We start from the raw sequence: 12,151 nt of genomic DNA on the forward strand, positions 1-12,151 counted from the left end.
TGGACTGTAGATAAATTAAATTCCATTACTGAACATTCAATTAAAAAATTTAATATTCATGTTTTCATCAAGGATGATGGAGCTAAAAAGTAAGAAGGTCACCCTTCACCCTGTTGAGCGCATGATCCCCCCCCTATTGGTCAATGTTAAAAAACTTCAGTATGTTAAGATAACATTAACCTAAAGGGGGCAAAATCATTAGATTTTTCACGCTCAAGCGTGAGAGTTTCATAATAACAAAATATTTCATCTTCTAAGATGGATTGGGGTATTGTTTTAATCGTTTATTAGAAACTTGTATATCCTCATATATAGAAAGTATTGTATTGGCAAAGCATTTCCCATGCTAGTAAACATATCGAAATCTTTACTCATGATAAGCAGCTAACCTTCCTTTATATTCACTAATTTTCCTAACTAAGTCATGTCTATTTTAAATACTTAGAACGAACAATCGTCCTCTTATATGGCTCACCTTGTAAGGTTTCACCAGAAATATTTAAAGTTATGTTATATACACCAGACTTTTTATTCTCTGGAAAAATTACTGAAAATTTTTGTTGATCAACCTTTTGTATTTGTAGAGAGGAGGCAATATCTTTGCCTGCTGGATCTAGTACTTGTACATCGAAGGCAAGATTTCGTAATTTTTGATTTGCTTGTATTGTAATAATATTATTCGTTTCTAATGCTGCTGTTGGTATACTCACCTTAATCAAAGATGGGCCTCCATGTTGAACAGCTAGTAAATACGCATTATCACCTGCCTGCGTGCTTATATTTACCTTCCATTCCCCCTTCTCAGAGATAACATTAGGAAATGTATGAGGTACCACACCATTAAAGAATGAGGCTTCCTCATAAGATTCGATTGTCTCGTTTGTGTATTTTTTTCCTGAAGGAGATACCAACTCTATCTTGTCAGTAGTCATTCCTGTCCACAATGTAACATTATCGAGTGCGGTATCTACATAAAAAGAATGTGTAACATCATTTGATGACTGTAACTTTCCTCCATAAAAATAATGAGAAACATCTAACTCTTGAAACATATCAGTTTGAGAAAAGAATTCTTTGTTCATAATGCTAAGATCAGTAGAAGAAGACTGTAGATAATGTTCCAATCTAGAAAATACCGCAGATCCCATTCGAATATTGTCATGGTCAAGTGAGGTATCGGTAAATAGATGTGTTCCGTAAAATAATTTAGTACTCGCCTCTTTAACTAATCCATCATTTGGATCGGAAAGATATAGACCACCCATCCAAAGTGCAGATAGAAATGGCCCTGTATTAGTACCGGCAATTGTATAATAGTTGTTTTTGCTTACATTGGGGTGATTGTCTATTAGTGAGCGAAAGTGTTCCATTTCTCCAACCTGAAGTGAATATGTTCCATCATCTTTCTCACCTAGTAAATCAGCTAGCCAACCTGCCCACCAACTATATGCAAGGTCAGCTAACTCTGATCCATAATGAGGGGATCCTAAAGTAAACACTCTACCAACGTACGGATGAGCATTATTAAGTACTAATGCTGCTTGAGTATCGGGCCCACCCTTACTATGGGCAACTATATTTAATTTTTTTCCATGAAAATATTGACTGATTTCTTTTAACATAGAGGCTAATAATTTTCCGTTATCGTATTGACTATAAGAGCCTTTACCTGCTGAATCATACAATTGAACAAATACCGTTTGATATCCAGCTTCATAAGCTTTTGTATACATATCATTAAGACCGTGATATTCAGTATGACCATACCAATTGGTAGAATTACCGTTTTTTCCTTGAACGAAAACAATAGGTGGTTTATTCGGATCAGCATTAGGTGGAGTATCTCCAAGAAACCACTCTCCAGGTGTAAAACTTTCACCTGGTGGCTTCAATCCGTTTGGTTCAATCGTATTTGAGGCAAAAACATCTGGAGTAGAAAAAAGAATACTTGTCACTATACCTAATAACAAAACCATTTTTTTCAAATTGTTTCCCTCCTAATCTGTATAAATCAAGTTCGAGAAGCTGTAGAAAAGTAATTTAGATTTTATAATCACTCAATTACTACAAAAGCTTAGAAACCATAATTAGAGTAGTCTCTCAAAAAATCTTTAAATATTGATATTTTTCACATTCACCAACAGTACGATGAGGATTTTACCGTTAGATGCCCCAGCAATTTTTAAATTAAGTATTTCGTTTTTTTACAAAACTCATATAATATAGTATTCAAAATAAATATAAACTATACTTTAATACATCTGCTAAATTGGAAGTAGCCATTTGGAAAATGGTTATCTAAAAGGAATATTTAGGGGAAGTACTTTAAAATACAGTTCATCAAAAATCCAATAAACCTCTAATCGTTTTAGTTGTATTTCTAGAGGCGTAAACCATTCCCTGATGCCAAACTTAAACAACCCACCATCACAATAAATTCTATAAATTAATATTACTTGAATCTACTACCTTAGCTTTATTTTTATCGGTAATATCATAAGTTTTCACATTTAATTTAGCTCCATTTACTCCTTCAAAAGAGCCCCTACCCCCTTACAGCAACAAAAGTTGCACCTAGTAATGGAATAATCACTACTCATCATTTTCAACCTCTTTTTTTGACTATCCATAATAATGTTTGTATAGAGGATCATTCAATATAAATTGTTTAATTTTTTGCATTCCCATCCAGTATAAGTACCTGTTGTTTTAATTGTATTTATAGGGGCATCTATGGCGTTTGCTCTTTACAGCTCATTAATATGTAAAACAGATTTCGCCATCATGAATTTCATTTGTTCGTAAACAGGTCCTTCCCACCACTCCGTTACGAGAATGACAGTTTCAAAAATTTTATTCATAGGTAAGCCCTAACGTTTCCATTCCTAGACGGTAAAGTGGTACATATTGTCATGTGTAAACACTGCCTAAATAAAATTTAGGTGAAACCATTCCCACCCTTGATTTTAGTATTGGCATATTGAAGGGAAAATTAAATTAGTAGCTCTCCATTGGATTCGAGTAGACATAGTATTTCGAGTTATGATAGCCTGACAATCAGTCATATTAGCCACTCAATTGTCGTACTCTTATTTATACATATTGGACACTCGTACAAGTACCTTCTTTCTAAAGGAATATAATATAATACTTTAATTATATTACTGAGGTGAAAAATATGTTATTTAACCAAATGCATAAATGTATTTGTCAAAATGAAAACAATTTCTTTAGAAAAATCGTTGCTCTTTCTGGTCCAATTGCGCCTGCTGAAAGAGGCGTGTTGGGTTATGGTTCACTAAGAAGTCTAGTATTAGAATCTGTGGTTGGACCCACTCCGACACCCATTTCATTTGATGAAGTAGGTCCGTTATCCAAAAATATTACAGTAAGTAACTCTGGGAATGAATTGGTAGTTCTTGAAAGTGGGATATACCAGATTACAATTTCTATAAATTCAGAGGCCACTGCAGCTCCAGATCCAACTCAGCCATTTTTCACAGTATTCATTACAATCAATGGAGTTCCCATTTATGATGGCACAGGAGAGGCAATATTTAATGTGGCTAATAGAAGTAGTTCAGCCTATATCATTCAAACTCCTTTAAATCCTGGAGATGTAGTTGGCGTTAGTGCAGCTGGAAATCCTGTATCTGGATATGGCAGCCGCGCATTAACGATTGTTCAATTAAGTTAAAATATAGCTTTAGAGGAATGAACTGAACCCTGATATAGGCAAGGGCACCCTATTCAAGATAGTAAACCTGATGCTAAGGAAGAAGAAAAAAATTCAAATAATGCCTATATATGTTTCTGTTCTCATAACATCTTGTAGATGAAGAAGTTATTATACAGTGATAGAAGGAGGAGAAAATTGTCGAATCAAACTGAGAGTTCAGAAGAAAAGGAAAAACAGCCAGCTCCAAAAATCAAAGTGGAAAGGCAGGAGGGAGAACCGACTGCTGCTTTTAAGGGTGCTTCTTGGGCTGCATTGTTAGTGGGTGTTACTGCTTATTTTATAGGTTTGTTTAACGCAACGATGCCACTAAACGAAACTGGATATTACTTAGCAGTTTTAGTATTAGGACTTTACTCGGCAGTATCTCTACAAAAATCAGTAAGAGATAAGGATGAGGGAATACCCGTTACAAATATGTATTATGGTATTAGTTGGATTGCACTTATAGTATCTATTTTATTAATGGCTATTGGATTATACAATGCTGAAAGTATTGTTTTAAGCGAAAAAGGATTTTATGGGATGTCATTTGTTCTTAGTTTATTTGCATCCATCACGGTTCAAAAGAATATTAGAGACACACAAAGGGCAAGAGAAAGAAATTAAGGTATATTTTTAAAGCTAAAATGCACCTCAGTAGCAGACTATAAAAATAAGAAAAGAGCATGGCTGCCATTAGCCATGCTCCCGAAGAATAGATTTAGATTATTAATTTTCTCCACTAATAGAAACCAAAATTTTAGACTGCGATTTGTCGCTTGTTAATGTTTTAAATCCTTTGTCAACAATTTCATCTAGTTCAATTTGACTTGTAATGATTCCTTGTGGATTTAGTTGACCAGCGCTCATTGCATCAATTGTTCTTTGAAAAATGGATGGTGTATAGACAATGGATGATAGTACATTAACACCTGTATTTGTAAGTTGCATTGGATTCCATTCAATTGGTCTAGCAAAAATAGAAACGATCATCATATTCCCACGAGGTTTTGTAACATCTATTGCCTGCTTAAAGGTAGGAGCTACACCAGCAACCTCAAAAGATACATCAACACCATCTGCTACAATTGCTCGAACTGCCTGTACAGGATTTTCTTTACCTGAATTAATAGCATGGGTTGCACCCAATTCTTTTGCCTTTTCTAATCGTTCATCAGATAAATCTAATACGATGACTTTGCTTGCACCAGATGCTTTTGCAGCGATGACTGTTAATAATCCGATTGGGCCAGCTCCAAATACTGCAACAGAATCTCCTAATGTAACGCCAGCATCTTTGACAGCTTGTACAGCTACTGCCATTGGTTCTACTAGTGCACCATCTTGTAATGTTAAGTTATCTGCTAAACGGTGTATATTTGTTGCAGGGACATTGACATATTCCGCAAATCCACCGTCTCCATGTAATCCTATAAAGTTAAATCCATCATATCGATCGACATCTTCATGTTTGTTTCTATAAGTTAAAGTAGGATTGATGACCACTCGGTCTCCTACCTGTAAGTCCGTAACTTTAGAACCAACTTCCTCGATGATACCAGCAAATTCATGACCCATTGTAAGTGGGGCAACTTCACCTGTTAAATCAGCTTTCACATCAACTGGTACAAAAACTGGACCTTCTTCGTATTCATGCAAATCACTGCCACAAATACCAGCCCATGCTACTTTTACTTTCACTTCATCTTCTCTTAAAGTACGTAATTCAACCTCTTCTACTCTAATATCTTTCACACCATGCCAAACTGCAGCTTTCATTTATGTTACCCCCATAAAATTATTTAAATTGGTACCATAAAATAACATCTTTAATAGCTACTCGTGCATGATCAAAATCTGACGCTTCTATACATCTGATAAATGTATTGATGGACATATGGTAGGACTCAACTAGATTCATTTTCCATTTTGTTTGGGCAGCTACATTTGTAACAAAGATTGTTTCTTTAAAGAATCGTAGCATCGCAATATTTCCTGAAACATCAAAAAACAACTGTAATAAATGAGCAAACGAAACAACATATTCATAAATATTTTCAGCAGACTTTTTTTGTTTCATCGCTTCAAAACGAATTAATAGTTCATTTTGCAAATCACCAGTCCATTTAGGCTCACATTTAGTCAGTGCAAAATCCAATAGGTTATAAAGCGCTTCCAAATAATCCTTCAATTCCTGATCGGATATAGTCTTCACTCTTACACCTTTATGTTGTACTTTTTCAACTACACCATCTTTTTGTAAAAGATAAAGTGCCTCTCGGACAGGTGCATGACTTACTTGTAACTCTTTTGCAATTTCCGCTTCTATTAAGCGCTGACCTTGTTCATAATAACCAGAAAATATGCGAAATAATAATTGTTCAGCTATTTGTTCAGAAATTGTTTTTTTTGAAATTGAATTTTCATCAAACCCCATTAAACCACTCCAATAAATTTATATGTTTTATTTTAACATAGTTCAGTGTATAGGGTGATTAGCTACAGGTGTTATATATTATGGATTATAGATTATCGATAATCTATAAAAGTATTCTATTATAAAAATTCAATTCTTTCAATTATCTTGTTTGTGGGTACGTAATTAGAGAAAATTAAAACATGCTAAAAAAGTAGTTGTTAGGTTGATTAGACCTGTATATGGAGCTAGTTTGATAGATAAATTGCACAGTATTATGCCATAAAAATGGCCCACAAATTGCTAGTTATTATCTAACAATTTGTAGGCCTCAATAAGACTCTGCTCTAGCAATTTCATCCAAATAAAAAAAAGTGTCTTACCCTTAGTTGCAATTCTCTAAATAAGCAACAATTTCATTAGCAACTGTTGACGTTAATAACGTCGACATATTACTTAAAACTATAATCGTCACGTTCTTTTCTAGCAACTTCAAGTATGAGGACGTAAAACCATTAATGCCCCCATGATGAAAAATGAGCATATTATTCTTTTTTGTCTTCGTAATGTTCCATCCATATCCATAGCCAAAACGACCTGATGAAAACATTTGAGATGTTATATTTTTGGTTAATAAACTATTACTTTTTATTCCATCATCAAGTAAATGTAAATCTTCAACTGTTGAAAATAACCCTCCAGCCGAATAAGTGTTAGACATATTGATGAAACTAGCATGATAAATATTATTATTTTTATCCAACTCATAACCACTTGCTTTATGCTTTTGAATAGCTTCGTTAGAATCAAGACCCGTATTTAACATGGATAGAGGCTGTAAAATCTTTTGTTTAAGAAATTCTTCATAACTTAAACCACTTATTACTTCAAGTATCTTACCTAACACAATGTATCCTGAATTAGAATAATTAAATTCTTTCCCTGGTAAAGATTTGAATGAACATGAAGCAATCCAATTTATCAAATCATCTGGAGATTGTAGCTGATAAGATTTTAATAAAAAATCAGGTTGATCAGTTATATTACCAATGCCAGATGTATGAGTTAATAGATGTTCAATCGTAATTTGGTTGCCTTTTGGAAGGTTCGGAATAAAATCAGCTACAGTATTATGTAACAATAACTTTTTTTCTTCCATTAGTATTAAAATTGCAATGGCAGTAAATATTTTTGTTACTGACCCAATACGGAACTTAGTTATAGCGGTATTTGGTATGTCCCATTCATAATTTGCTTTTCCAAAAGATTCTTTATAAATGGTTTCTCCTTGACGAACTACTAATATATTTCCACTAAATTCCTCTTCCTTTGTGTTTAAAAATGAATGAATATATGATTTTAGCAAATTTCAAGCACTCCTTAGTTTGTACTATTAGTTACTTGAAATGTTATCCAATGGCATAAACCATACCTCCTTTTGAATTCTGGCTATATAACTTTTGTTTATTAGTATTCCAATGTATGAAAACCTCATTCTTTGAGCATGTATCGCTTTTTATATCCCTCTAATTTCACGTTGTTTTATCTCGAGTAATTCTATAATCGTTTTACATATTCTTTTAAGTGGTTCATTTGATTGGGAAGTGAGTACAAAAATACTGCCACCTTCTATCATGCTAAAGACTAAATACGACATTTCTGTAGCTTCATTAGGGGGCCAGTTTGATTGAATAAATTTTGCCTTTACTATCGAAATAAGTGCTTCATAAGCATCCTTGCATGCTAAACGAAGTTGCTCACTCATATGCCAAGTTTCCAAAGAAATAAGTGCTAATGGGATCCCATCATGGGCAACTTTCGAATCAAAACTTGTAAATTGATCAAAAAAACACTCTAAAGCTTTTATTACATCATTATGCTGTGAAAATAAATTTCTTAGCTCTTGAACAGCAAGATCCTTTGTTCTGTTAATTGCCTCTGTCGCTAATTGTTCCTTACCTTCAGGAAAATAATAATAAAGCGAACCTTTTGGACAACCCGACTCTTTAATAATTTGATTTAATCCAGTAGCGTGGTACCCTTGTTTTTGAAATAGTACTGACGCCGTCGATAAAATTTTCATTTTACTTTCTTGATTTCTAGGCATGTTCCCCTCCGAATTATAATGACTGGTCTATATAATAAAGTGTTGTATCTATAAAGTCAATACGAAGTAATAATTACTGTCATACTATATTTTTTACCTATTAATATTTATACATAATGGCTAGGTTTTTTTCTCTTGATTAGCGTTCTTCTTCGTAACAATGCTATCGCTTATTATTCTTGCTCCTTCATCATTTCAAAGTATTACTTCAACGTGTAGCACGGCCCTTTTCATTAATTTTATGCTTTTCAGCATCAATAGTTATTATTTACCTTATAAATTTACAAGAACTTCCACCAAGCTCGAAATTTTTCAAAATCATCACCATCTTTTTTTTCTCTTCATATTCTATAAAATCAGGTCGAATATTGAGGGGGAAACATTATGGGGATTGAATTCACAGCTCTCCATTGGATTTACGTTATTTTCATTGTGCTCATCATCGGATTTATGGTTAAACGTCGTGATACCACCCTCATTTGTATACTTGGCATCTTCATGCTAGCGATCATTGCGACTGGCAATTTAACTTCGTCCATTAGTGGTATTTTTAACAGCTTTATTTACGCCATTACAGAGTTGTTATCCACCATTTTGATTATTTCGATTATTGTTGCCATGAGTCGAGTAATGATAACTTCAGGTATTAATGAGATTATGATTGCTCCTTTTACCAAATTTATTAAGACACCCGCACTTGCCTATTGGACAATTGGTCTTTTGATGATGTTAATCTCTTGGTTTTTCTGGCCTTCACCGGCTGTTGCGTTGTTAGGAGCCGTTTTGTTGCCTGTTGCGATTCGTGCGGGGCTTCCTGCACTTGGCGTTGCCATGGCGATGAACTTATTTGGGCATGGGATGGCGTTATCGAGTGATTTTGTCATACAAGGGGCTCCAAAACTAACCGCTGATGCAGCAGGTATACCTGTTGGAGATGTGGTTACGGCTAGTATTCCACTCGTCATTACTATGGGGGTTGTGACGACAATTGTTGCTTATATTTTCTTACGGCGAGATATGAAACGAGGAACGTTACTTTTCAATACGGTCAACGAGGAAGAGGAAGCTGGCGAAAAAGAAACTACTGAACATTTACTGTCAATTGGGCAAAAGCGTTTCTTCGCCGTGCTTATTCCCATTGCCTTTATATTAGATGTAATCACGATGTCAGTATTCAAATTAACGGGCGGCGATGCAACTGCTCTAATCGGTGGAACCTCTGTTTTTATCCTACTTTTGCTTAGTATTGTTACTCATAAAGCGGAGGGTCTCGAGAAGACAACAAGCTATTTGATACAAGGGTTCCAATTCGGCTTTAAAGTTTTCGGCCCTGTTATCCCAATCGCCGCATTCTTCTATCTTGGAGATGCTGGCTTTACACAAATCATCGGGGACCATCTCCCCGCTACCTCACACGGCATTGTTAATGATCTTGGAGTTGGCCTTGCCGCGGTCGTACCTTTAACAAAGGAAATTGCTGTTATGACGTTAGCGGTTGTTGGAGCTATTACTGGATTGGATGGTTCGGGCTTCTCTGGAATTTCTTTAGCAGGCTCGATTGGCAGTCTATTTGGGAATGCCATTGGTGGGGGAACAGCCACTTTAACTGCTTTAGGGCAAATCACAGCGATTTGGGTTGGTGGCGGTACCTTGATTCCTTGGGCTTTAATTCCAGCTGCTGCTATTTGTAATGTCAGCCCATTTGAACTGGCAAGGCGGAACTTAATTCCTGTAGCCATTGGGCTTGTTGTGACGACGATTGTAGCAGTGTTTTTGATTTAAATAAGGCGCTCCCTGATAAAATTTTTATGGGCCTATGTACCTTCATATGTCTAAATTGGAAACAGCTCAGGTTGATAGAATGCTAATTTGTCTTATATTGGTGGCGGTACACTGATTCCCATAAAAGAAATATAAGTAAGACCACCCTTTACGGAGTGGTCTTCATTGTTATAATCAGTCTCTGTAAATTGTCATTTCTATTGGGGAAATTCATAGTAGTAAAAACTATTATCATCTGCTCGTCCCTTAATAATTGTGCCTGAACTATTATTAATTAGATCTGACGCCAAATATCGGTATTTTTCGCCCTTTTTAAAACATCTTCAGGCGCAGGTATTTTAAATGGATCGATTTTATCTTTATCAACACTAAAAGTTGATGAATAACCCTTTAAAGCGCCATCGGCAATACCTCGCATACTGACATTGCGACTGAGCTGATTAATAACTCTCTCCCCACTTAGTTTGATTCTTTAGGAATGAATACACTTTCAGTTTCATGGGATTCTAATTCTAAAGGTGATTCAATTAATTCATAAAACTCTTGGTTATCGGTAACATGGTTTTTAGATGTTGCCAAAGAAACTATTATTCCTACAATAGTAGCTACAATTACAGCAATAGGGCTAATAAAATAAATTGGGAAGCTTAAAGTTATAGCGATTCCGGAATATGCTAACCCTGAAATCATTGATGAAAGTGCACCCAAGCTGTTGTACTTTTTCCAATACAATGAAATTAGTATCGGAATTGCCACTATACCTGTAAAAGTTGATAAAAACAGCAATGAGTTTTGAATATTTCCAATGAAAACGATCCCAAAAATTAATGTAGAAGCTGCAATTATAACAAAACATATTCTTGAAGCAATTATGAATTGTCTATCCCCTTTATTTTTCAAGAAATATCTGCGTACAACATCATTTACAATGATTGAAACTGCAGAATTCCAAACTGCAATCAGAGTGCTAACCCCTACAAGTAATAATGTTACTAATAGTAATCCTTGTACTAATGAGTTACTTTGAGTTGCTATTAATAAAGGTAACGCTTCCTCTGGTTTATCCAGACTTGGGAATACAACTTTTGAGAACATTGTAGCTAAAACGACCATACCGTATAACACTACAATGAAAAATGTATTCCATAGCATAGCTGTATAAGCAACTTTTTCATTCTTTGCTGAGAAGATTCGTTGACCATACCAAGGGGCAGCAATATATAAGAACAGAATTTGCAGGCCCCATGTCAATGCGATAGGGAAGTTAACCTCTGTATCCCAAACTGGTGCCAAAGATAAAAGTTTCGGTTCGTATACTTGACTCAAACTTCCAAATCCACCAGCTGCACTAATACCAATAAATAAAATTGTTGGAATCCCAATCATAATCATTATAAATGCTACAACATCAATACCAATTGCTGTCAATAATCCACCAGTGATACTTAAAATTAGACAAATCACTACAATTGTTATGGAAAAGATTACTGGATCTACCCCAAGTAAAACGCTTCCTATTACTGCTAAACCTGCTAGATACGAAGCTGGTGCTAGCCATGTATAGAACAATGTGATGATGGCTGACATAAATCTTATAAGTTCTGAGTATTTTTCATTCTTAAAACGTTTATCAAAAAATTGAGAAATGGTTGAAATATTTAATTTCCTATATTTTTTAGCAACCGTAAATGCGTATGCAAGAAATACCGCAATAAATATTAAAGATGTATACCACATACCAACAGTACCAAATAGATAAGCTACAGAAGCTCCACCTATTAAAGTTGCTGTATTAAACTCTGCTGCTACTAGAGTTGCCGTTAATGCAAATAATCCTGTTCCTTTGCCAGCCAAATTATAATCTTGATAAGTTTTTATCTTTCTGAATGTATTGTAGGATACCGCAAATAATATAACCAAAAAAATGGAGACGATAATATATTTAGTAACCATGCTATTCCTCCCTTTATAAGGAAATTTATGAATGATTAAAAAACTTTAAATCATTACTTGAAAGCCTAAGACTAAATGGACATGAATTATCATAAAAACAGCTAGATTAATGTAAACTTGCTATATGAGATAATATAGCTGTCTTATTTATACTGTTTGAATTACATTATTTGTT

Annotated in this window: 9 protein-coding genes; 3 read left to right on the forward strand and 6 right to left on the reverse strand. The window is 34.7% G+C overall.

What is annotated here, in order from left to right; all coding sequences use genetic code 11:
• Window positions 1–428: 428 nt before the first annotated feature.
• A complete protein-coding gene (locus ACP3VS_RS00005; RefSeq protein WP_422761641.1) occupies window positions 429–1,976 on the reverse strand; it encodes an esterase/lipase family protein in 1,548 nt (515 codons plus the stop codon).
• A 1,202-nt stretch (window positions 1,977–3,178) separates the two neighbouring features.
• Between ACP3VS_RS00005 and ACP3VS_RS00010 the strand changes: the two genes are divergently transcribed.
• Entirely contained in the window at window positions 3,179–3,697 is a 519-nt protein-coding gene (locus ACP3VS_RS00010; protein WP_426388269.1) for a hypothetical protein, read from the forward strand.
• A gap of 177 nt (window positions 3,698–3,874) precedes the next feature.
• A complete protein-coding gene (gene yiaA / locus ACP3VS_RS00015) occupies window positions 3,875–4,345 on the forward strand; it encodes an inner membrane protein YiaA (protein WP_031419202.1) in 471 nt (156 codons plus the stop codon).
• A 102-nt stretch (window positions 4,346–4,447) separates the two neighbouring features.
• Here the strand turns inward: yiaA and ACP3VS_RS00020 are convergent, their stop codons facing one another.
• The 4 genes from ACP3VS_RS00020 to ACP3VS_RS00035 all read right to left on the reverse strand — a co-directional run bounded on the left by ACP3VS_RS00020 (window position 4,448) and on the right by ACP3VS_RS00035 (window position 8,241).
• The gene (locus ACP3VS_RS00020; protein ID WP_012293510.1) at window positions 4,448–5,497 is read right to left on the reverse strand and encodes a 2,3-butanediol dehydrogenase; all 1,050 of its coding nucleotides are present in this window, start codon (window positions 5,495–5,497) and stop codon (window positions 4,448–4,450) included.
• A 19-nt stretch (window positions 5,498–5,516) separates the two neighbouring features.
• Entirely contained in the window at window positions 5,517–6,155 is a 639-nt protein-coding gene (locus ACP3VS_RS00025; protein WP_008174480.1) for a GntR family transcriptional regulator, read from the reverse strand.
• A gap of 364 nt (window positions 6,156–6,519) precedes the next feature.
• Window positions 6,520–7,500, reverse strand: coding sequence for a serine hydrolase domain-containing protein (locus ACP3VS_RS00030; RefSeq protein ID WP_099805112.1), 981 nt, complete (start codon window positions 7,498–7,500; stop codon window positions 6,520–6,522).
• Between the two features lie 150 nt (window positions 7,501–7,650).
• Entirely contained in the window at window positions 7,651–8,241 is a 591-nt protein-coding gene (locus tag ACP3VS_RS00035; RefSeq protein WP_426388270.1) for a TetR/AcrR family transcriptional regulator, read from the reverse strand.
• A gap of 384 nt (window positions 8,242–8,625) precedes the next feature.
• Here ACP3VS_RS00035 and ACP3VS_RS00040 point away from each other — a divergent pair, with 384 nt between their 5' ends.
• Window positions 8,626–10,023: a hypothetical protein gene (locus tag ACP3VS_RS00040; protein WP_031419199.1), complete on the forward strand. Its 1,398-nt coding sequence runs from the start codon at window positions 8,626–8,628 to the stop codon at window positions 10,021–10,023.
• A 459-nt stretch (window positions 10,024–10,482) separates the two neighbouring features.
• On the opposite strand, the gene ACP3VS_RS00045 is transcribed toward ACP3VS_RS00040, so the two are convergent.
• Entirely contained in the window at window positions 10,483–11,976 is a 1,494-nt protein-coding gene (locus ACP3VS_RS00045) for a sodium:solute symporter family protein (protein WP_230586136.1), read from the reverse strand.
• Between the last annotated feature and the right edge of the window lie 175 nt (window positions 11,977–12,151).

The sequence above is a fragment of the Lysinibacillus sp. VIII_CA genome, assembly GCF_049943995.1.
GTDB lineage: Bacteria > Bacillota > Bacilli > Bacillales_A > Planococcaceae > Lysinibacillus > Lysinibacillus pinottii.

Excerpts from the sequence above, each read along its gene's own strand:
- ACP3VS_RS00005 (WP_422761641.1), bottom strand. The coding sequence starts at position 1,976 with ATGGTTTTGTTATTAGGTATAGTGACAAGTATTCTTTTTTCTACTCCA.
- ACP3VS_RS00010 (WP_426388269.1), top strand. The coding sequence starts at position 3,179 with ATGTTATTTAACCAAATGCATAAATGTATTTGTCAAAATGAAAACAAT.
- ACP3VS_RS00020 (WP_012293510.1), bottom strand. The coding sequence starts at position 5,497 with ATGAAAGCTGCAGTTTGGCATGGTGTGAAAGATATTAGAGTAGAAGAG.
- ACP3VS_RS00025 (WP_008174480.1), bottom strand. The coding sequence starts at position 6,155 with ATGGGGTTTGATGAAAATTCAATTTCAAAAAAAACAATTTCTGAACAA.
- ACP3VS_RS00035 (WP_426388270.1), bottom strand. The coding sequence starts at position 8,241 with ATGCCTAGAAATCAAGAAAGTAAAATGAAAATTTTATCGACGGCGTCA.
- ACP3VS_RS00040 (WP_031419199.1), top strand. The coding sequence starts at position 8,626 with ATGGGGATTGAATTCACAGCTCTCCATTGGATTTACGTTATTTTCATT.
- ACP3VS_RS00045 (WP_230586136.1), bottom strand. The coding sequence starts at position 11,976 with ATGGTTACTAAATATATTATCGTCTCCATTTTTTTGGTTATATTATTT.